A 22,162-nucleotide genomic window follows, 5' to 3' on the forward strand; every position below is an offset into this window, starting at 1 on the left:
GATCATTTGATGACTACATGAAGGGTTTTTACAATAATACCTTTCTCGCGAATATTCAACAAATAATTACCGGTGCGCATGGCGCGGATATCCAACGAAGTTTCACTGTCAGGAGCTTCCTGTGCCCGTATCTCTTTACCAGAAATGTCAAGCAAGGTGACGGTACGCGACGGTGATGCTGTTCCAAACCGGAGGTTGATCACATTGCTTGTAGGGTTGGGATACACCGATGCCTCGTATTGTTCTATGCCGGCAACACCGGTAACGATGGCCTGTCGTACGGTGATCTTACCCTCTTCTACACGGGCTTCAACCTGCACCTGCGATTGCAGCGCCGGCCCGATCGGAATGGTGATGAACGATTTCTCATCCATCGGGTATCCGGGATACTGAATGTTGAGCCTGTACTCGCCTTCCGGCAGATTGGGGATCTCGAATTCACCGTTCTCGTTAGTGAACACATAGGCCACAAGTATCAGTCTTTCTTCCTTGGTGCGTCCTGAACGCTCAACCCTTCTCACACTTACACCTGCGCCTTTGATACGTTCTGCCCTCATCACCCTTCCTGCAGGTTGTCCGTCATCTTTTTCCACAAATCCCCTGATCACACCTTTTCCTGAAGGCGCATCGGTGGGTTTGAACTCCGCTATGATATCGAGTCCGTTCACAGGGTTATTCACGAAGATGGTGTCGGCTTCCTCCCACAACGTGGTTCGTTTGTAATAAGTAGGCAGCACATTCGCATAGGCAGTAGGGCTGGGAAAACCGAGGATCTGGTAATCGGCCAGCACGGTCTGCTCAAACTTGTACGAGCCATCAGCATTGACGTTGTTCACCTGAATGGTGTCATAGCCGTCTGAAGCCGTTATGCGAAGCAAGGTGACAATGCCCTGGGTGGCAGGAGTGGTAGCATTGATCAGCAACTTTCCGGAAAGATCGGAGGTTGCCAGGATGACCTTCGGTGCTGATTTCAAAGTCAGGCCGGGTACTACTGAATTGGTGACCTCGCAGACATACTCACCCATATTGGTGCGGTTGAGTGATGCTATGTTATACTGGCTGGCCGTAGCTCCTTTCACGGCAGCATTGTTCAGTTTCCACTGATAAACATTGTTGGTACCTCCGGCTGTCACGTTCACGGCGTATGATGTGCCGGCGGGACGAAGCTCGCTGCCAGACGTTCCCAGGTTAGCCTGGTTGTTATAAGTTATCACGTTCAGGATCGACGCGTTTGGTTCGAGTGAAGCGAAATCCAACCTGTTGCCTGATACATTGACGGCGGTGAGCTGCGTGAGCGGGGTGATGTTCGGCAGCTGGGTGATCTTATTGTTCGATACGTTGATGCTCGTGAGGCTCAGCATATCGCTGATGGCAACGGGTACCTTGCCGGTGAGGTTGTTGTTCACGAGGTTGATGGCCGTAACACGGTTGGAAGAAACGGTAACACCGTTCCAGTTTGCAAGCCTGCCTTCAAGCCAGGCCGTTTTGTTGGTCCATGCGGTGCCGCCAGTTGCCTGATAGAGTTGTACCAACGACAGCGAATCTCGTCGCAGCGAAGATACCTTCAGGTTTACGGGGCGTCCCTGAAGTGTAAGGGTGGGCAGAAAGGTATTGGTTGCTTCAAAAGAATAAACACCTTCATCGGCAAATACCGGAGACGTTATGGTGTAGGTCGATGTGGTTGCACCGCTGATGGCCACACCATCTTTTTTCCACTGGTATTGGTTTGATGTGCCGTCTACCGTTGCCGTGAGCGTATAAGCTGTGGCGGTCTGGATGGTCTCTGTGCGCTTGAGCCCTACGCTGTCTTGCGGCGCATAGATCATAACCGAAATGGTCTTGTTAGGTTCAAGGGTACCGAAGGTGAGCCTGTTCTTCGAAACGTCGAGCGTGGTCAGCGCAAGGCTGCTGAGGTTAGGCAGACTCGTGAGCTGGTTATCGCTCAGGTTGAGCTGACGCAGTGTGGTGCAGGTTGCCAGCGAGGTAGGTGTACTGCCGCTGAACTTATTTTTTTGCACGAACAATTGTTTGAGGGCCGGAAGCGCTCCGATGGCCGGAGGCAGCGATCCTGTGAGCTGATTGTTGCTGACGTTAATTCTTTGCAGCAGTGTCAGATTGGTGATGGCGGTGGGAAGCTCGCCGCTGAGCTGGTTGTTCGAGAGGTCCAGCGTATCCAGCTTGGCGAGATCGCCGATCGCTGCGGGAACGGTACCTGTTAAATTGTTTCCTGCCAGCACAATCTTCCTTACACGTCCGTCTTTCATCGTTACACCATGCCAGTTTTCCAGCCTGGAGGTAAGCCAGTTCGTTTTGTTCGTCCATGAAGCGCCTGCAGTGGTATTGTAAATAGATACTACGGCCAGGGAGTCAGTTGTATTGGTCGGCGCAATAACAACCACGGTCAATGGCTCACTGTATAATGTGACATCACTTACAAGGGGGTTGGTGATCTTCAGCTTGTAAATGCCAGCATCTGCATACGAAACATCCGGCTTGCTATAAGTGTTCGTGTTTGCGCTGGGGATATCTTCTTCATTTTTCAACCACTGGTATGCATTGCCTGTTCCTCCCACGGTAAAAGATGCCGTGAAGGTCTCTCCCAGGTTCACCACCCTTTGGCCACCGGTGCGAATGGGTTTTTGGGGACTTAACAGGATGCCCTCGATCGAAGCATTGGGGGCGAGGTCTTCAAAGGTGAAGTAGTTTTCGGTCACGTTGAGCTCTGTAAAAGTTTTTGAGCTCAGGTCCGGCAGACCGGTGAATTCATTACTGAAGAGGTAAAGTGTGTGCAGCGCAGGTATCACCGAGAAGTCAGGTACATTGCCGCTGAGCTTGTTGGCATTCACGGTCAAAACCTCCAGCGCGCTGAGTGATGTCAGAGAAGTTGGGATCGATCCGGTGAGCAGGTTGTTGTGCAGGTTCATGTGTGCGAGTGCCGTCAGGTTCCCGATCTCAGAAGGTATGGGGCCGGAGAGCTGGTTGCCGCTCAGGTCCATGAACTGAAGTTGTGAAAGATCGCCGATCTGTGTGGGAATAGATCCCGTAAGGTCGTTGGCAGAAAGATCCAGCTGCTGAAGCGCAGAGAGATTGCCAAGGGTGGTGGGGATGGAGCCCGTCAGGTTATTGCTCCTGAACGAGAGGTTGGTCAACAAGGTGAGGTTCTGCAACGAAGGTATCGATCCGCTCAGCTCGTTGAAGCTCAGGTTCACAAAGGTTAGCATGGTCAGGTTGCCCAACGCTGCAGGTATTTCGCCGTCCAGCTTATTGCCATTCAAAATGAGCTTTGTAAGGCCAGTCAGGTTGCCGATCTCCGGTGGCAATGTTCCCGTCAGGTTGTTTACATTGAGGTCAAGCTCCGATACACGGACACCTTTGATGGTAACGCCTTCCCAGCTGTTCACGGCTCCGGTAAGCCAGTTACTTTTCCTCAGCCAGCCCGATGTTGGCTCTTCTACCACCAACAGGTTTTCTCCACCTTCAATCGGTGGTGGTGTTGTTGCCTGATACAAGGCTACGAGTGCCAGCGAATCTGCTGTGATTACACTAGGCACGCCGTTGATCCTGACCACGGCATCAACAGATTGTCCATAACAACCGTTGTTCTCCGGTATGATGGTGTAGGTGACAAGCTGCGCTATGCTAACAAGGTTGTCGATGGTCTGGGTGATAGGGCTTTCCGAACCTGACGTTACACCATCTATGGAACCATCGTAAGAATAATTGTAGAAGAACGTGGTGCCCGGTAAGGTGCTGGAGAATGTAATATTTGTTGTGCCTCCGTCAGGGATCACCGGTTTGTTGTTGTTCACCACTACCACAGGCTTCGGTATTACATTGAAGGTTACTGTAAAAGATGAACCTACGCATCCACCGGTTACACTTGTAGGTGTTACGTTGTAAACAACATTTTGTACAGCATTCGTCGTATTGGTCAATGCTTCTTCTATGCTGGCGGTTGTCTGCGTGGAAGTGCTTTCGCCTGTCACATTTGGATTATCGGTGGCTGACCACTCAAACGTAGACGGTACAAGCCCGTTGATATCATAAGCAAGCATATGTTTCATCGCCGAGCCGCTGCAGGCATCTACGCTGGCGGGATTCCCTGACGGGAACTGGCCGATGCCGACACTCTCGTATTTTTCGCCAGAGACGCAACCATTGGCATGGGTATAGCTTACGCGGATGCTTGCTTCCACGCCTGCATCCCATTGAATGGTAATGGAGGGATCAGAGGGAGTTCCACCGCTTATTATTGTACCTGACCCCGATTTAAGCCATGTATAATCTGTTTTGCCTGTTTCTGTAGAATAAGTCCTTGTAGTTCCAGGGCATGCTTCGAAGATGCCTGAAATTGTGGGCATAGGATTGTCATTGCCGTTGACCCTGGCAACTACTGTGGTATTGAGGATGAGCCCGTTCACAGGAAGATCGCCGCTGGTATATTGGATCTCTGCAAGGCCTGCGGCAGAGGCAAAGAACCCAATGCCTGAAATAGTGAGCTTCTCCAGGGTTGATTCGTTGTCAACGTCAGTTTCACTGATCGTAACAGTGATCTCCGAGCTGGTAACGCTGATCTGCGCATCAACATTCGGGGAGTTGAAGCTCACGGTACCCACACCGTATTGAAAGTTTCCCGAAAGGGGTGTTAAAACAATGGTACGGCCTGATCCATCAATATTAAAATCGGTGTTGGTTGTTTCCTGGATCACAATGTCAGCCAGGGTGGCAGGAGAACCGCCTACGCAAGCCTGATCGGTGACAGGGGTAATGGTGACCTGCGCCTGCGATTCAATGCAAAAGCAAACGCAGCAGAGCAGAGAGAGTGTAAAGAATTTGAACATAACGATAAGATTAAAGCAGTAAGGTTTAAGATCCCGAATCCAACGCCACGGATGCCGGGTGGATTAACGACGAATTATTTTCAAATTAAGTGGAAAGAACAGGGGCTAAAAATACCTGACATCAGGTAGTTCCGGTAATCAGTAATCGGTGATCGGTGACCGGTAATGCATGGTATAAACCCAAACCGATTACTGAATACCAATTACCGATTACCTATTTTTTAAGTGTAAAGACCACTTTCCCGGGAATCGAGCGCTGCCTTCCGCCTTCATAAGTGGTTTTGTCCCATTGCAACGACAATTTGAGCTCTGTCTTGCTCACGGTTTCGATGGTGATCTCCTTGTCGTCCTGGCCCCTGAGCATCACGGTGGCTGTGTTATCCTTAAATCTCCAGGTATCTTCCCTGAGCCATACGGGCGTGGTGCCGGTAGTAAATAGCTTGTCGGCGGTAAAGGTGATCGTAAAATCTTTAAAAAGATCGCTTGTTACGTCCAGGCCGTCAATAGTAATGGCTGCCGTGCCTGAGGGAGCCCATTGTCCGCCTTCGGTTAACAGTGCTGTTACCTGTTTTTCTTTGCTAACGGGTTTCGGATCGTCTTTACAGGATACCAATAACAGGGCTGTTACCAGCAAAATGGAGGTCAGAAGGTTTTTCATAATGGGGTATTAGGTAGTAAAATTAGTCTTTTTTAATTGTAATGCGTACAACGTTAAAGTTGATGCTACCACCCCGAATCGCCTAATTCAGCGAGGGGACAAATTGGGGACAATGTGTTGCGGCCTGGATTAAGGCTTTGCGACGGATCAAAAAAGGGTGCCTCTGATCGGGGGAGTCCGCGGTCCACAGTCGACAGTCCACGGCAGTGCCAGTGGTATTGGGGGACCATCTCTCATGTCACGTCAAGGGATTCCTGACCCACTGCATTTCCCAATTCCTAATGTCTAATTCCTGTTTCCAGCTCCGAACTAATATAACACTAACCTGGCTGTGGTCTGTGGACCGTCGACTGTGGACTCTTCAACTACTTCTTCTCATATACAAAAAAGGACTGGCTGAAGCCTCCAAAGATCCCGAAACCGTTTTCAATGTTGTTGTACACCCCGGCGGGTTGCGCAAACGGGTTGCCGGAGGTTTCATTTTGCAGGAGCGCCGTGGTTTTATAACGATAAAAATCTTCGCTGATGGTGCGAAGGAAAAAAAACACCCTCGCCGGCCCCGACTGGATCTGCCAATACTCTGATTCCAGCGATAAGGTGATCTCTCTTCCATCGAACAACAGGTCTTTGAAGAAAATGCCTTCGGAGCTGCCAACGTTCTCATTATCGATCGATGGATCCTTGCTGCTCATCAGAAGCATGCGTCTGGTGATTTGTGTTTCCCCCGTTCGCCCATCACGCCACCTTTTCTCCACAAATGCCGCGATCTGGTAAAAATTCTCTTCTCCGGCCCTGTCTTTCATCCGCAGTTTGATAAAAAATTTGTCTACAAAGCTCCCTCCCGGGCCAGGGCCATCCGGCAGGTCTACTTCTACACTGCCGATCTCCACCGGTAGCGGTATGTAAGAAGTGCCGCGAACAACGCCGTACGTTGCCGAGGTGGCCCTGATCTCATAAGCCTCGCCCGGCACAGGTGTATTGTCTCCGGTATACAAGCCGTTGCCATCACCCACCAGGGTATCAACAGCATGATCACCTTGATACATCACCACCAGGCCATCCGTCACAGGCTGATGGTCTGCTTCGTCCAGAATGTGGCGGCTCAGGGAAAGCTTCGCGCTCCATATACTATCCTGGATCATGAATGCATTCAGGGTAAGCACGGGAGGTTCAACGGGAACATCCACATCAACCACCAGCTCGCATCCGGCGAAAAGCACTGCCATGCCTATGAAACTATATTTTTTCATACTTAGAATTTGAATCGGTAAGCAACAGAGGGGATCAGCGGGAACAGGCTGTACTGGATGAATTTCTTCTGTCCATGTTTGTCGTACCCGATGTCCATGAAGAAAGGATTTTTGCGACTGTACACGTTGTAAATGGCAATGCTCCAGGCACGTTCTCCCCAATTTGTTTTTTTCTTCGTGGTATAGCTCAGGTCAAGCCGGTGGTACGCGCGCATCCTGTAGTTGTTGCGGCTTTCATAGTAATCTATGGAGCCACCTGCATCGTAGAAGGTGCGCTCGGCAGGTACGTCAGACACGTTCTGTGCGTAAGAAGATTTCGGCAGCGACACCGCTGTGCCCGTTCCATACACCCAGGTCAAAGCAAGATCTTTATTTTCTTTCCACGAATAGGTGAGGGCAACTTCCACGTCGTGGCGCCGGTCATATTTGTAGGGGAAAGTTTTTCCGTTGTTGAGGTTGGCAAACGTGCGGTTTGTCCACGAGAGCGTATAGCCCACCCATCCGCTTACCTTTCCCGTCTTCTTCTGCAGAAAGAGCTCCGCGCCATAACTTTCGCCTGAGCCTGTCTCTACTTTGGTCTGCCAGTCGCTTTCAATGTTGAGGTAGCTCGCGCCGTCTTTGTACTCTATCAAACCTTTCATTTTTTTATAATAACCTTCCAGGCTCACCTCGTATGTCTTGTTCAGGTTGTAGGCAAGTCCCGCTGACGAAATGTATGATCGTTCGGGCCTCACCCGTGGTGTGGCAGGTACCCACAGGTCTGTAGGCAGACCCAGCCCTGCGTTGGTGAGCAGGTGAATGTATTGTGTCATTTGTGCGTAAGAAGCCTTGAGCGATACGTCCGGTGTGAGCAGGTAACGTGCGCTGAACCGCGGCTGCAAGGAATGGTAAAATTTGTTCTGTACGTAGAAGCCTGAGGCATGCAAACCTGCGTTCACCTTGAGCTTGTCGGTGATGAGAAAATCGTCTTCAACGTATCCGTAAAATTCTTCCGCAAAGATCTTACGCGCGCCAAAGGTGGTGTCTTTCTTTTCCGTGTCATGGTAGCTGTACACGCCTGGCGTAAAAAGGTGCTCGATGCCCTGCACGCCGAACTTGATGTAGTGGCTGGGGTTGGGTATGTAGTCCATATCCCATTTCAGCGCGTAGTCGCGGATGCCGGAGGTATATTCATCTTTAAAGAACTCAGTGGTGGTGCCTGAGGCATCGGTGGTTTTGTTTTCAGACTTGGCCGACACAGCAAAGCGATAACGGCTGTAGGTGGCCGTAACGTTGCTGAAAAGTTTGTTGGTAAAGATCTTGTTCCAGCGCAACGCCGTGGTGATGTTGCCCCAGCGCAGGCTGAACTCATCTTCATAGCTCACATGTTCTTTGCCGTTTTGTGCTTGGTTGTCATAAGAATCTTTGAAGCGCGAATACGCCTTGTCATCGCCCAGGTAAGTGCTGAGATAAATCCGGTTCCGGTCGTTGATACGGTGGTTGATCTTGGTGTTCAGATCGTAGAAGAAATAACCTGTTGTAACGTCACCTTTCGACAGCGCTTTCACCATGGGCCTCGAGAGCAGGTCGATATAGGTTCTTCGGGCAGAGACAATGAAAGAGGTCCTGTCTTTTTTAATGGGGCCTTCCACCGTTAAGCGCGACGCCACCAGGCCAAACGAGCCTTCGCCCTTCAGCGTTTTGGTGTTGCCTTCTTTCATGCTGATGTCTATCACGGAGCTGAGCCTGCCGCCATATCGCGCCGGAAATCCACCTTTCACCAGCTCCACGTGATTGATGGCGTCGGCGTTGAATACAGAAATAAAACCGAAGAGGTGAGAGGCATTGTATACGGGCACGCCATCCAGCAGCAACAGGTTTTGGTCAGGGCCACCACCGCGCACATAAAGACCGCTGCTGCCTTCGGCGCCCGACTGCACACCGGGCAACAGCTGCAGCACCTTGAGCACATCGGTTTCACCGAGCAGCGCCGGCATCGCTTTGATCTGCTCGATGGGCACATCTATCGTTCCCATCCGGGTGCTTTCCTGTATCGGGTCTTCGGCGGTGGCGGTGATCTCTACTTCCTTCAGTTGCGTGCCATCGTTGAGCTCAAGGTTAATGGTGGTGTCACGCGTTAGTAGAAACTTAAGCGTGAGGGGCTCATAGCCAACGTAAGAGACCCGCAGGTGTACCGTGTCGCGGGGTAGGGTGAGGCTGTAAAAACCGTAGTTGTTAGCGGTGGTTCCCTGCGTTGTGCCGATGCTGTAGATGCTGGCGCCGATCAAGTGTTCGCCACTGTTCCGTGATTTAACAGATCCGCTGATGGTGCGCTTTTGCGCCTGCAGGTACAGGGGTACCATGAAGAGGGTGATCACACAAAGTGATTTCATGAGAGGTTGAGGGGTTAGGTGCGGAGATAACGTTTGGGGTTTCCGTTTTAGTATACGCAGGTAAAAAAGTCCACGGTCTATGGTCCATGGTCCATGGCCGTACATCATTTGCCTCTGGAATCGGAGCTTGCATTGAGGCCGGGCACCACGCGGCTATTGACTATGGACTATCGACTATGGACTGTTCTAATAATTCTTTATTTTTCGGACAAATAACATTTTTTAACCTATGAAGAAATTATTGTTGGGTGCATGTTTGGTAACCATTTTTTCATCGTGCATCGTCACCAAAAAGAAGTACGATGACCTGCTGGCGCAAAAGGTCCGCACGGAAGCCGACCTGGCCGACCGCGATGCGCAGTTGCAGAAAGCCAATACAGACCTGCAAGACCTTGACCAGAAGCTCAAGAAATTGAAGGAAGATACCACCAACCTCGGCATAGACGTACGCAACACCAGCCAGAAGCTGGCATCGCTCGAAAAGGAGCACGAGCAGCTCAACACCTATTACAAAAACCTGATGACCAGCAGCGGCAAGCTGAACCGCGACATCGCCCAGCAACAGGAGCAGCTTATGGCCATCCAGCAAAACCTGGAGAACACCCGCAAGCTGAACGATTCACTGAGCAACAGCCTGGCGGAGCGCGAAAAGAAAGTGCATGAGCTCGAAGCCGTGCTGGCTAACAAAGACAAGGCCGTGCAGGATCTGCGCTCGAAGATCACCAACGCCCTGCTCAACTTTAAAGAGAACGATATCACCGTAAAAGTGAAGAACGGAAAAGTATATGTTTCGCTGGCCGAGCAGTTGTTGTTCGGTAGCGGTAGCGTGGAGGTGGACGCCAAAGGTGTTACCGCCCTGCAGCAGCTGGCAAAGGCCATCAAAGATCAGCGCGACATCAACATCATGGTGGAAGGTCATACAGACAATGTGCCGATCTCGAAGAAATCACAGTACATGAGCGACAACTGGGACCTGAGCGTGATGCGTGCTACGTCCATCACCCGCATTCTTACAAAAGCAGGTGTTGCTTCGCAGCAGATCACGGCTTCGGGCAGGGGAGAGTTTTCGCCGCTGATGGCCAACGACTCGCCGCAGAACAAATCACGGAACAGGAGAACGGAGATCATCATCACACCTGACCTCGACGAGCTGTTCAAGATCCTTGAATCAAACTAACCTGTAAACACCATGAGCAGGCTCATATCATTACTCATCCTGGTGATCGACGTTATCGTGATCATCGACATCGTTCGCAGCAACAAAGACACCGAAAAGAAGATCCTGTGGATCATCGCCGTAGTATTTCTTCCCGTGCTCGGCCCGATCTTGTATTACTTCCTCGGTAACAGGAGGTAGGGGAGTCCACGGACCACGGTCCACGGTAGGGCGTGTAACGTCTTGCGGTGGACTGTTTTATTTAACAGGCAGCCCAGCTCTAAACCATAAATTGTAAATCGTTGGGCGTTGCCTCGTGCCTCGGCCCGGGCTATCCGCTGCAAGTCCTCCGCCGGCGCGCGAGCCATCGGGTGCGGGCTTTCCGCTGCTATCCCTAACGCTGGGTGCTTCGATTGAGAGGTGCGTGTTTGGCAACTCGGGTGTGGATGGCGTGGGGGGAGGACACCATGGTGTGTATTGCGCCTTTAGCGTGGGGCTTACACCCCACGCTAGTTATGGCGCCCTTTCAGGGCTCGCCTTTGGATCGACCCTTTCAGGGTTTCGGACCCTGGAAGGGTTGGCACAATGCGGAGCGAGCGTATTTAGTGCTTCGGAGCGAGTTTTATGAATTTCGGAGACTGACTTTATTTTTTCGGTGCTGGTTATTTCTTTTTCGGAGCAAGAAATTGATTATTCGGAGTATGTTCCATGTTGCTTCTTGCTTGAATCTACTTTTTTGGAACGAGTTTTATGTTCGTCGGAGGACCAAGCAAACTTTTCGGAGGAAGTTTCATGTTTATCGGCTGAGTTTTTAAGCCTTGCGGCCACCACCTTTATTTCTTCGGGGGTTTCTATAAATAAAAAAGACAGGGAAGGTAATAGCCTCCTGCCTTTTTTAATGTTTAACAAATTGCTCTCAGGTCTTAATCACGCTTTACCGTAAACCTTAAGGAGCCGAATTGCTTGAACTGCGGACTTGTGGCGCCAAACAATGATTTAACATAGTTCTTCGTGCCCTGGGCTACATCATACAGGCCGGTGCCCTGGGCGTATAGCACTTTGTCACGGGCAATTCTAGCATTGCTGAGAGCGGTGGCGGCCAGGATCACGGCGCTGTTCTTTGCCCGCATATCTTCAAGCATAGCGGTGAGCGTTGCCACCTTCAATGCGTCTTCATTGGGCTTATACGCCGGCTCCGCTGTGAGCGTCTGGATAAGCTGCGCAAAATGATTGATGGTGTTGTCAAAGCCCTGCTGCGAAACAGAGGCCGTTTTAGGTGCCTCGGCTGCCGATGCGTCTTCGCCTGCAGCGGGCTTTTTAAGTGACACTGCCCGCCGGCCCTGGATCTTGTTGTTTACTGTTTTTGCGTCGTCCAGGGTCTGCCGTGCTGCATCTGTCGCAGCAAGCGCGTTGACAATTCGGGTTGCCAATGGCTTCAGGTCTTTGAAAGCAATTTCACGCGCGTTGGTGGCATTGTCGTGCGCCGTCTTTGCTGCTTTCAGTGCCTGCAACGCTGTGTTTGCTTCGGCGAGTTGTGCCGTGAGCGCGGTTAACTTCAGTGATCCTTTTACAGGATTGTACGTGGGGCCGTAGCTGGTGCAGAGGCCGATGAGCTCTTCAAACTTGGCCACGTTAATAGCGTGGCCTGACTCGTTAGATGCCATAAAAGAAAGGGTTTTAGTTGAACAATTATTTAAAGTGCATGAGCCTTGCAACGCGTTATTACTCTCTGAGAGAGCAAGGATCATTTGATTAAGATAACGATGGGAGATGGGAGTGTTGTGTTTTTGAGAGGCGAATTTTTGTGAGGAAGTGTATTTAGATCAGTAGTGGTGATAATTGTGGTAGAAGTCGGTATTGAAATTTACAACACTACATTAGTGTCCAGTATAATCATCAATATCCGCAATAAAGTTACAAACTGCCCACTATGTATATCGGGCCGGTTTCCCATACGTAGAAAACTAATCTTTTTTTAAAAGAAGATAGTTATTTTAGCGAGATAGGGCTCATTAGGGCAATGGAATAAATGGGCTCCGTGCGGTATAGTTGAGGTTATAAGAATAACTACAAAATTAATAGGAATGAGAATCACCAAAGTAGAGATACCAAAATCCGCAGATGGGATTGATCAAATAAAAATGGATAAATTAGGTAAGGTAGTTTTAATAGCAGGAAAGAATGGTTCAGGTAAGACAAGGATTTTGAACAAAATTTTTGGAGCATTTAATACGAAACCCGTAAAACAGGTAATTGATAATGCCAAAACCCATTTGGAACAAGGTATGAACCAATTGGCCGATCGTGATCGAGCGATAACGAACTTCACTGAGATTCTATCAAAAGAAAAGGACAATGTTCGTATTGAGGCAATTAATAAGGCAATATCAGACGAGATTAGATCAAGGGAAATGACATTAAAGGTAATTGCTCAATGTGAGACAGTTTTAGGCTGGAAGCAAATTGAAACTAGCGAAATCGGAGATTCTTATGTTGCAGTTCGATTTGTTCCGAAAATATTAAAATTGCACGACTGTAGCGCACTTCCAAGGAAGGAAATTACTAGTTATGCAGCTAGCATAAATTCAGTAGGTGTGGAAAGCCTCCCCCAAGGCTCTTTTGCCAAAATCCAAGTAATTCAAGATCGTTGGTTTAGTTCAACTCATCAGAATTCTCAAGTTCCAGAGAAGGAAAAATTAAAGGCCATAGAGGACTATGAGAAATTGACAAAAATTGTTGGCGTTTTTCTTGGTACTTCTATTGGCCGAAATATTGATGATGAGCCTACATTATTTGGCCTTCCAATGGGACAGTCTAATTTATCGGATGGTCAGAGAATTCTGCTTCAGTTTTGTTTGGCAATATATAGCCAGGAAACCGCATTGAAAGATTTAATTCTAATCCTTGACGAACCGGAAAATCACCTTCATCCTTCAGTCATCATTGAAACAATTGAAAGAATACAGCAATGTGTTTTTGAAGGGCAAATTTGGATTGCGACTCATTCGGTTCCTTTGCTCGCTCATTTTGACCCATCACTTATTTGGTACGTGGAAGATGGCAAAATAGAGCACGCTGGAAAAATCCCCGAAAAAGTATTGCAAAGCCTGTTGGGTGACGAAAATGAGATTGCTAGGCTACAAGATTTTATCAGTTTGCCTGCTCAGTTCGCCACTAGCCGTTATGCGTTCGAATGCCTGCTGGATCCGGGCGTAGTTATGACCGATGGAAAAGATCCTCAATCATCGCAGGTTAGAACGGACTTGTTAAATCTGGTGTCGGCCGGCAAGCTTAGAGTTCTCGAGTTTGGAGCTGGTAAGGGACGCTTAATTTCAAATATTGTAGATCTGGATGAAGCCAATCATGAGAAATTGGTAGAAAAAATAGACTACGTTGCTTATGATAAATACCCAACAGATAAGGAGTATTGTGAAAATGCTTTAAGCAAGGCGTATGGAAACAGTGAAAGACGATACTTCAATGATATGGGACAACTCTTGTCAGTCTATGACAAGGAGAGCTTTGATGTTGTTGTAATGTGCAATGTTCTTCACGAGATTGATCCGAAAGATTGGCTAAAATTATTCCGAGCTGATGGTATGATATCAAACCTCTTAAGTGAGAATGGAGTACTATTGCTTGTTGAGGATCATCAAATACCGGTTGGCGAAAAGGCTTATCAAAAAGGTTTTTTGGTGTTGGATACGCCGCAGTTGAAAGAATTATTCAAAATCACCGAAAGGGATATTGATTTTTCCTTTAGCCAAAAAAAGGAAGGTAGGTTAAAAGCACACCGAATTCCTAAAAGACTTTTAATGCAAGTAGATGAAAAATCTCGATTAGCAGCCATTAAATCATTGAGTAATACAGCAAGAGAAAAAATTATTGAGATCCGGGAAATGAAAAAAAATTATCAGAACGGAAAGCTGCATGGATTCTGGACACAACAATTCGCAAATGCTCAATTAAACATTGCCGAATTTACGGGTGAATAGACCTAACACTGAAATACTTAGTAGTTGAAAACGATGAAGGGATTCAGAAGTGCTTTAAGAGAGAATAAATTGTTAATCGGCGTTGTGCTGACCATGGAACTCATTTCGTTTTTTGTTTGGAGGTATGGTAACGGTGGTTTAAGCGATTTTGGCCTGAATTTTTTTACGGAAATTCTTGGGGTATTTGTGACGGTTTTAATAATCGACTATTTGGTAGAACAGCGCGAGAAGAGAAAATTGATCCCCGTTAGACTGGCCATTTATCATGACGCTCAAAGGTTCTTTATCAGATTCTATTCGTTCTGGGTTGAAGCATATAGAATTTCTGTACCAGACAAGGCCCCTCCCACAATAGAACGCTTCTTTTCAGACGAAGGAATAGGAAAGGTGTTTCATAATCTATGGTTGGACTCACAGCCTAACGTGACGCCGCCAAGAGACTGGTGGACATGGATCGGACAACATAGGGAGGAATTGACCGAGAAGGGGCACAAATTTTTGGAAAGGCACGTCATCTATGCAGACCCAATACTGTATAAGGCAATTCATGCCTTTTGTGAAGGCACTTTTATGACGACATTACCTTTGATGAATTCCATTCGTCAATCAGATGCCCAATTCGGGAGCAAAAGACTGCACATTTTGGGTAACTGTGCGCCTAGACCGCAAACGGAAGATTATGAGAACATGCTTCAGGTTTATTACTGGCTTAGAAATAATTTCGATGTTCTAAAAAGGCACGAATCCAGAATATTTAAGGTGAGCTATGAGGCAATTACAGATGAGAATAGAGTATTAACATGTAGGGTGCCCGATGCGGTAGTATTAGAGTATTTTCAGGAGCAACAGAAAAGGAAAAGTTAGTCTTTCTTCACAAAATCAAAATCATAGTCAATCAACTCTTTCGGATGCACTCCCAACCCTTTAGCTAGTTCAAAAAGTGTAGTAAGATTTAGATTGATGTTTTCGTCTGTTTCAATCTTACTAATCCGTGAATAATCCACATCACAAAGAAAAGACAGCGCCCTTTGACTCAAGCCTCGTTCTTGCCTGAGTCGAACAAGATTATCTCTGAATTTTTGAAGCCGCTTTTTATCTCGTGGTTTCATTCGCCCTCTTTAGGGCAATGTGAAGGAAATAGTAAAAAAAAGTGCGGTAATATATTACCGCATGTGTTGGAATTTCCTAAATTGCTCATGAGTTAATTTTAATGCCCAATACTATAGGGTTAGATAAATACATATTTTAGCGATTCTCTAACGAAATTATAGAGTATTCGCACCGAGTGTCTCGTAACTGAAACCTAGGAAATTTCAACGACCACGAGACGAGGTGAGAATGGCTCACGCTATTGGCGTGAGCTCTCACTTGTCGTGGTCAGGGTTCTCCTAGGTACCCAGTTACGGCGAGCTGAGGGCCGCGCCATATTTTTTTGCAACGCTTTTGGTTGCCTTCCGCTGACACTCATTTTGATGTACACCAAACCGTAACGCAACATGAGTCCATCCGAACACATCTTCATTCTCTGTAGGCGCCCACCTACCTGAAAACTTCCTGTAAAGGAGCCCATAGGCCGTGCCCGGTGCAGCCCATACTTAATTATCGGTAAGGGTGGCGTTGTGCCGGTGCACTGGCCTTCCCGTAGTACATTTTCACATAATAACCTATACCCTTCTATGATAGAACATGATAAAAACAACCGCCCTCGCAAGATCATAATACCTGTTTCAACACAAGATGATATACTCAGATACCAGTTGGGTATTCTTGGCATACTAAGTAAGATAGAGGTGGGCAAGTGCACCCCTAGCCTGAGAGAAGATGTTAAGGCAACTTATGATTTGCTCAAACACATGCAGGCCGAAGATAATATTGAGCAACTGGTGGCAGTCGGTAAATTGAGACAGAGTGCAATGTAAGATCCCATGAAAAAGACCATCTCACACTTTTTCTCATTGGCACGAGTTCCCAAAAGTTGAACGCAACCCTTTGAGGGGTTCAAAACCCTCAAAGGGTTGGTAAAGCCTTCTGGCTCCTGGCTTCTTTTTGCAGGCCAGTAAAAAAAATCGGAACTTAGAAAGGTGATACATTTTTTATGATAAACCTGACAAGGACCGACTCCGACAACCCTGACTTCGTAGCCCTGGTAAAACTGCTCGATGCTGACCTGGCCAAACGAGATGGCGCAGACCATTCGTTCTATGCGCAGTTCAACAAGATAGACAAGATCAGACATGTGGTGCTGGCCTATGAAAATGAAACTCCGGTGGGTTGCGGGGCCATCAAACAATTTGCGCCCGATGCCATGGAAGTGAAACGCATGTACATTTTACCGGAGCACAGAAATAAAGGTATTGCCACCATCATCCTGTCGGAGCTCGAGCGCTGGGCCGCTGAGTTGTCTTATGCCCGTTGTGTATTGGAGACAGGTAAGCGACAACCCGAAGCCATAGAGCTTTACAAAAAGAATGGATACAACGTGACACCAAACTATGGCCAGTATGTGGGTATAGAGAACAGCGTGTGTTTCGAGAAACGAATAAAAATGACCGGTCAGTGAAAGGCTGCCGGAGAAAAATTGAGCACGGTTCTTCCGAAATAACGTTCGTAAAAAAGATAACGCTGCCCTCGCTCACGTTTGAAATATGATATTTGGTGAGCCTGGCACCGAGGCGAATATTATCCCTTACAATTCCTTTTTTCAGAAATTGAAATTCCCGCCAGTCATAAACTTAAGAATCTGAAAATCCTGATTAACTTTGGGCTCAGAAAACGATTGAAACATGGCTCTAGTAGAACTGGTGATGCCTAAAATGGGCGAAAGTATCATGGAAGCTACCATCCTGCACTGGCTTAAAAAACCAGGTGACAAGATCGAGCAGGACGAATCCGTTCTGGAAGTGGCAACCGACAAGGTAGATACCGAGGTGCCCTCTACCCATGCCGGTATCCTGAAGGAGATCCTCGCCAAAGAAGGTGAAGTAGTAAAGGTGGGCAAGCCCATCGCCGTGATCACTACCGATGCCGATGATGTAAAAGCGCCAGCCGCTCCAGCTGCTGAATCGCGCAAAGCAGAGCCTGTGAAGCAGGAAATAAAAGAGACCGTGGCTGTTGCCGCACAGGGCTCGAATGGCGCTAATGGCGTTCACGTTACTGATTATAAGTCGTCCGGCCGCTTCTACTCGCCGCTGGTGAAAAACATTGCGAAAGAAGAAAACATACCTGTTGCCGAGCTCGAGACCATTGCGGGCAGCGGCTCCGAAGGCCGGGTTACAAAAAAAGATATTCTTAATTATGTGCAGCATCGCAAGCTAGGGGCTACGGTGCAGCAGGTACAACATCATGTGAGTGTCGGCAGCACGGCCGCACCGCAGCGTGTGCCGGTCTCTATCAGCGGTGGCGACGAGATCATCGAGATGGACCGCATGCGCAAGATGATCGCCGAACGTATGGTGGACTCAAAACGCATCTCCCCGCACGTTACGTCATTTGTGGAAGCCGACGTCACCAACATCGTATTCTGGAGAAACAAGGTGAAGAACGAATTCCAGAAGCGCGAAGGCGATGCACTCACCTTTACGCCCATCTTCATCGAAGCGGTGGCATTGGCCATCAAAGATTTTCCGATGATCAACGTACAGGTGGATGGCGACCGCATCATCAAGAAGAAAGACATCAACATCGGCATGGCCGTGGCACTGCCCACCGGAAACCTGATCGTTCCTGTGATCAGGAATGCCGACCAGTATAACATTGGTGGACTGGCCAAGATCGTGAACGACCTGGCCAAACGTGCCCGCGAGAACAAGCTCAAGCCCGACGACCTCGCAGGTGGTACCTTCACTGTTTCTAACGTAGGCTCTTTCGGCAACGTGATGGGCACCCCCATCATCATGCAACCCCAGGTGGCCATCCTGGCGCTGGGTGCCGTGCAGAAGAAACCTGCCGTGATCGAAACGCCTTACGGCGATGCCATCGCCATCCGCCACAAGATGTTTCTCTCTCACTCGTACGATCACCGTGTGGTAGACGGTGCGCTGGGTGGAAGCCTCGTAAGAAGGGTGGCCGATTACCTCGAGAAATTTGATGTGAACCGATCGATCTGATTGGGTTTGGTTTTTCCCGCAGATCCCGCAGATTTTCGCAGAATGCTAACAGCACTCCACCTTGTCTGTCAAATCAAAGTGGAAACAGAGCCAGCATAACATCCATTCTGCTGGATAAGACTATAGGAGACCATCTGCGTTCATCAGCGAAATCAGCGGGAAATGCATTCAATTCCTTACATCAGTTCCATTTCAACCTGCAATAGTTTTTGAAACCAGGCCGCTTTTTCTATTTTTAAGGATGGCTAAGGTCATTTCTTTCATTAGCAGGAAAGGTGGTACAGGCAAAACCACCAACGCTATCAACCTTGCAACCACGCTGCATCAGCTGGGCAAAAGGGTCATTTTGGTGGAAACAGACACCAACTATACCCTCAATACCCTCCGTAAAATGGAGGCATTCAAGGCTCAGAACGGCAAATCGCAAGAAAACGGGAAGGGCTTTGACATACTGGGCTCGCAAGACAATGAGGTGGCAGGCGAGCTGGCCGCCATCCGCGAAAGCAGAAAGACCGATGTGGTGATAGTAGACAGCGCCGGCAAAACTACCGACGAGGGTATTAAAAAGCTTTGCCTGGTGAGCGATGTTGTAGTAGTGCCTACCAGTCTTACCCAGAACGACCTGCTCGTAACTTACCAAACTGTAACGGACCTTGCCCCGGCACGTGAGCTTAACCCCAGGCTGAAGATCTTGATCCTTCCCAACCGCATTCACAGCGGCACCAACCTGTATACCGTGAGGGACAACCTGAAGAACCTCGATGCCATCATTCTGCCGATCATCGTTCCGCAAAAAAACCTGTTCGTCAACTTCAGCACCGTAGAACCTGAGAAAGAATACCAGCCCATCGCCAACGAAATCTTAAAGCACCTGTCATGAGCAAGAAGAAGAATACGCTGAAAGATCTCGACGAATTTTTAAAACAACAGGCAGCCACACTGGCACCTCCTTCAAAGCTGAGCGACAGAGTGCAGGCACCGGTTCAGAAAACCGTTCAGGAAGAAGCTCCGGAACCACAAGAAGAAGCGCCAATACAGCAGAATGGACATCACGTGTCAGCCGAGCAGCTGTTGAACGACCTTCGCGCCTTTGCAAAAAAAGAAGGCCACGGTTTCAGGCATCAGTTATATGATCTTATCATCAGGTCAGTAGAATCACAAAACCAGTTTTCAGCCGAAGACCGCATGCTGATCAACACAGCGTTGTATCTCAAGAGCGGTGATCAGTGGCAGGACTCGATCAGGGAATATTGGAGGAAGAAAAATAGTCCATAGTCGATGGTCCATAGTCCATGGACGTGAATTGCTGATTCTTGTATTGCCGACTATTCATGGTGCGGTGAGTCCCGATAGCTATCGGAATACAACGCACCATATTGAATCTTCACCTGCTCTGCCATGGACTATCGACCATGGACCATGGACTCTTCTCACCTCTTCAGCGACAAATATCCATTCACCAACGCAGCGCCGTTGTTCCTGTCCACCTCATAATAGTAAGTGCCCTCGGGAAGATCTTCTTCACCGCCGATATTTTTCTTTCCTGTAAAGATGTGCTGCTGGTTATCGTAGCCTGTCATCTCGAATACCTTATCGCCCCAGCGATTGAAGATCCTTACTTTGTTGGAAGGAAATCGTTCGATGTTCTCTATGCGGAGAAAACTATTGAGATGATCGGTGCTGTTGGGAGAAACGGCGTTATAAACAAAGATGGAGCCGTCATCTTCTACAGTACCGATGGCCACGAAGGGCAGCATAACGGCACCGCTGCTGGTGATGAAATCATTGGATGGAGATGATGTTTTTCCCAGGCTCCTGAAAGGGGAGGCAACACCATCGGATTGTGTCACAACGGCTTTTTCAAGGTTGGTCACAATATCTTCATCCCGCAAGGGAAGTATGATTTTGGCGGTGGCAAGTGAACCTGAAACAAGATCGATTTTCCAGTAACGACTCCTGGAGACAGCATTGAGCGGTTCTGTGTACCGCAGCGTGGTGCCGTTGAGCTCATAGCCACTGATACCTACTTCGGCCGACGAGCCTTCAATGTTTGTAAGTGTTACAGGCAGGTACAGGGTTCCGTTTCCCAGCGGAAAAGTTTTGCTGCCAGTACCCTGGTGATATACGGTGCCGACAATGTGTGCCTGGTCCGAGCCGCCGGTTACAGCAGCGCCACTGTTGAAAATGATGCTGGCGTTGTTTGCCGATACCAGGATACCTTCTGAAAGGTTGAGCTCATTTTCGATGGTGATATTGGCCTGAAAGATCTTTTCGCCGCCACCGCTGATGGTGAGCTTGCTGAACGATTGGTCATTGTGATTGATCACTTGCGGCAGGCTGCTGTTGAACGTGATCTGTCCCTGGCCCGCATCATACTGGTTCTTGTTGATCCAGGCGCCGCCGATCTGCATATCACCGTTGTTAACGATCGTGCCGTTGTTCACAAGACTGTCGCGCACAAACAATACGCTGCCCGCAGTGATGCTGATGACCGAGCTGTTATGAAGGCTCTGTGCCTGCACGAAGAAGGTCGCGACCAGGCTGAGCATGGTTATTACAGTTCTCATAGACTAACCTTTGATCGGTGTTACCGCGCGATTGATAGTGAGCCACGTTGTACCATCTGAGATCACGGTGATTGAGTAGGCAATATTGGTTTGGTAATATAAAGCCTCTGAAGCGGAGGAGCCGTCGATCAATTCGGAGGAGGTCACCCTTACCGCTTCGCCAGAATTACGGGCAGTCGATCTGATGATCAATATTCTTCCAGTATAACCTGAAGCTTTTGGAAGACGGATCTCCATGGGCTTGGCCGTTACTGCTGTGATAATAAGGTAATCGTTGTCCTTGACATCGTAAATATCCGTGGCAATGGTTGTGAAGCCTACATACTGGGCACCCCTTACATTCAAGGCGCCGGACGCGGGATCAGTTTTTCCCCAATTAATGCTCACAGCGGAGAGTCCTAGGGCCGATCGTCCGCCCGCGTCGTTGCCTGCTCCCAGCACGGCATCCAGCGAAGGCGTACTGGTCGTTGGCAGATTTGACCATTGAGTGATACCTCCCACGGTGGTGAGCACCTGACCATTGGCCGTGGAGGGTGTGATCTTGCCTGGCGCGATCGCGTTATTGGCGATGGCAGGATTCGGATAGGTTCCGGAAAGGACTCCGCCTGCCGGACCTGTAGGCGCTGCGGTGATTGTCACACTATTACCATTGCTGATGCTTAATTGTCCGGAGGTAGCGTTGAACGCCAGGGTCTGCTCATCGGTATTGGTGCCCGAGAACGGCGCAAGATTGATGCTGGTAGCAGTGGTGTTGCCGGTGATCTTCAACGAGCCGCCCACGAGCTGCAGGTCCTGGATCTCGTTCGTAGGGCTGGTATCTACAGCGGAGATGGTGTTGCCGGTGATGGAGATGCCCGTTCCGGCAGTCAGCGCCACATCACTGCCAACGCGCAGGGGCAGCCATTGGTTTGTTTGCCAGAAGTAGAATTTCTGATCGTCGGTGTCGTATACCATAAGTCCGTTGTCCTGGGCGCTTAATCCTGCAATTGCATTGCGCTGCGCAGTGGTGAGCTTGGGAACGAGAAAACCCTGGTTGTTTCCGGGAGATCTCAGGTCGAGCACAGCTTTGGGGTTGGGGGTGATGGTGCCGATGCCCACCTGGGCCGCGACATGGCGACTAAAGAAAATAATACTGAACAACAGAATGAGGGGGACGGAGATCTTCATTTTTTTGGGTTATTTATTTAAGAACAAACGGGAAAAAATATCAAAACAGC

General features: G+C 48.8%; 17 protein-coding genes. 9 read left to right on the forward strand and 8 right to left on the reverse strand.

Annotated features, from left to right (window positions below):
• Nucleotides 1-2: 2 nt before the first annotated feature.
• The 4 genes from KK083_RS13435 to KK083_RS13450 form a co-directional block, all read right to left on the reverse strand.
• Nucleotides 3-4,841: a PKD-like domain-containing protein gene (locus tag KK083_RS13435; protein WP_254163762.1), complete on the reverse strand. Its 4,839-nt coding sequence runs from the start codon at nucleotides 4,839-4,841 to the stop codon at nucleotides 3-5.
• 214 nt (nucleotides 4,842-5,055) lie between these two features.
• Nucleotides 5,056-5,499 carry a hypothetical protein gene (locus KK083_RS13440; RefSeq protein WP_254163763.1) on the reverse strand — a complete coding sequence of 148 codons (444 nt, stop codon included), beginning with the start codon at nucleotides 5,497-5,499 and terminating at the stop codon, nucleotides 5,056-5,058.
• Between the two features lie 365 nt (nucleotides 5,500-5,864).
• Nucleotides 5,865-6,749 (reverse strand): DUF4249 domain-containing protein, encoded by an 885-nt coding sequence (locus tag KK083_RS13445; RefSeq protein WP_254163764.1) that lies wholly within the window; start codon nucleotides 6,747-6,749, stop codon nucleotides 5,865-5,867.
• Nucleotides 6,750-6,751: 2 nt separating this feature from the next.
• Nucleotides 6,752-9,121 carry a TonB-dependent receptor gene (locus KK083_RS13450; protein WP_254163765.1) on the reverse strand — a complete coding sequence of 790 codons (2,370 nt, stop codon included), beginning with the start codon at nucleotides 9,119-9,121 and terminating at the stop codon, nucleotides 6,752-6,754.
• Between the two features lie 229 nt (nucleotides 9,122-9,350).
• Here KK083_RS13450 and KK083_RS13455 point away from each other — a divergent pair, with 229 nt between their 5' ends.
• Together KK083_RS13455 and KK083_RS13460 are read left to right on the forward strand one after the other, a co-directional pair.
• Entirely contained in the window at nucleotides 9,351-10,298 is a 948-nt protein-coding gene (locus KK083_RS13455) for an OmpA family protein (RefSeq protein ID WP_254163766.1), read from the forward strand.
• A gap of 12 nt (nucleotides 10,299-10,310) precedes the next feature.
• Complete coding sequence (locus KK083_RS13460) at nucleotides 10,311-10,478, forward strand: PLD nuclease N-terminal domain-containing protein (protein ID WP_254163767.1); 168 nt, start codon at nucleotides 10,311-10,313, stop codon at nucleotides 10,476-10,478.
• Between the two features lie 722 nt (nucleotides 10,479-11,200).
• Here KK083_RS13460 and KK083_RS13465 read toward each other — a convergent pair.
• A complete protein-coding gene (locus tag KK083_RS13465) occupies nucleotides 11,201-11,941 on the reverse strand; it encodes a hypothetical protein (protein ID WP_254163768.1) in 741 nt (246 codons plus the stop codon).
• A 420-nt stretch (nucleotides 11,942-12,361) separates the two neighbouring features.
• On the opposite strand from KK083_RS13465, the gene KK083_RS13470 reads away from it, so the two are divergent.
• Nucleotides 12,362-14,272 (forward strand): AAA family ATPase, encoded by a 1,911-nt coding sequence (locus KK083_RS13470; RefSeq protein WP_254163769.1) that lies wholly within the window; start codon nucleotides 12,362-12,364, stop codon nucleotides 14,270-14,272.
• A 33-nt stretch (nucleotides 14,273-14,305) separates the two neighbouring features.
• Nucleotides 14,306-15,136: a hypothetical protein gene (locus tag KK083_RS13475; RefSeq protein WP_254163770.1), complete on the forward strand. Its 831-nt coding sequence runs from the start codon at nucleotides 14,306-14,308 to the stop codon at nucleotides 15,134-15,136.
• On the opposite strand, the gene KK083_RS13480 is transcribed toward KK083_RS13475, so the two are convergent.
• On the reverse strand, nucleotides 15,133-15,381 hold the full coding sequence (locus KK083_RS13480) for a helix-turn-helix domain-containing protein (RefSeq protein ID WP_254163771.1): 249 nt from the start codon (nucleotides 15,379-15,381) through the stop codon (nucleotides 15,133-15,135). The genes KK083_RS13475 and KK083_RS13480 overlap by 4 nt on opposite strands.
• Nucleotides 15,382-15,948: 567 nt before the next feature.
• Between KK083_RS13480 and KK083_RS13485 the strand changes: the two genes are divergently transcribed.
• The 5 genes from KK083_RS13485 to KK083_RS13505 all read left to right on the forward strand — a co-directional run bounded on the left by KK083_RS13485 (nucleotide 15,949) and on the right by KK083_RS13505 (nucleotide 19,653).
• Nucleotides 15,949-16,191: a hypothetical protein gene (locus tag KK083_RS13485; protein ID WP_254163772.1), complete on the forward strand. Its 243-nt coding sequence runs from the start codon at nucleotides 15,949-15,951 to the stop codon at nucleotides 16,189-16,191.
• Nucleotides 16,192-16,367: 176 nt separating this feature from the next.
• Nucleotides 16,368-16,832, forward strand: a complete 465-nt coding sequence (locus KK083_RS13490) for a GNAT family N-acetyltransferase (RefSeq protein WP_254163773.1) — start codon at nucleotides 16,368-16,370, stop codon at nucleotides 16,830-16,832.
• Between the two features lie 223 nt (nucleotides 16,833-17,055).
• On the forward strand, nucleotides 17,056-18,378 hold the full coding sequence (locus tag KK083_RS13495) for a dihydrolipoamide acetyltransferase family protein (RefSeq protein WP_254163774.1): 1,323 nt from the start codon (nucleotides 17,056-17,058) through the stop codon (nucleotides 18,376-18,378).
• Nucleotides 18,379-18,619: 241 nt separating this feature from the next.
• A complete protein-coding gene (locus tag KK083_RS13500; protein WP_254163775.1) occupies nucleotides 18,620-19,258 on the forward strand; it encodes an AAA family ATPase in 639 nt (212 codons plus the stop codon).
• Nucleotides 19,255-19,653, forward strand: a complete 399-nt coding sequence (locus tag KK083_RS13505) for a hypothetical protein (protein ID WP_254163776.1) — start codon at nucleotides 19,255-19,257, stop codon at nucleotides 19,651-19,653. Before KK083_RS13500 ends, KK083_RS13505 begins: the two co-directional genes overlap by 4 nt.
• A gap of 155 nt (nucleotides 19,654-19,808) precedes the next feature.
• On the opposite strand, the gene KK083_RS13510 is transcribed toward KK083_RS13505, so the two are convergent.
• A complete protein-coding gene (locus tag KK083_RS13510; protein ID WP_254163777.1) occupies nucleotides 19,809-20,945 on the reverse strand; it encodes a T9SS type B sorting domain-containing protein in 1,137 nt (378 codons plus the stop codon).
• A 3-nt stretch (nucleotides 20,946-20,948) separates the two neighbouring features.
• Nucleotides 20,949-22,112 carry a phage tail-like protein gene (locus tag KK083_RS13515; RefSeq protein WP_254163778.1) on the reverse strand — a complete coding sequence of 388 codons (1,164 nt, stop codon included), beginning with the start codon at nucleotides 22,110-22,112 and terminating at the stop codon, nucleotides 20,949-20,951.
• Nucleotides 22,113-22,162 lie beyond the last annotated feature (50 nt).

The sequence above is a fragment of the Chryseosolibacter histidinae genome (assembly GCF_018598225.1).
In the GTDB taxonomy this organism is placed as follows: Bacteria; Bacteroidota; Bacteroidia; order Cytophagales; family Cyclobacteriaceae; genus Chryseosolibacter; species Chryseosolibacter histidini.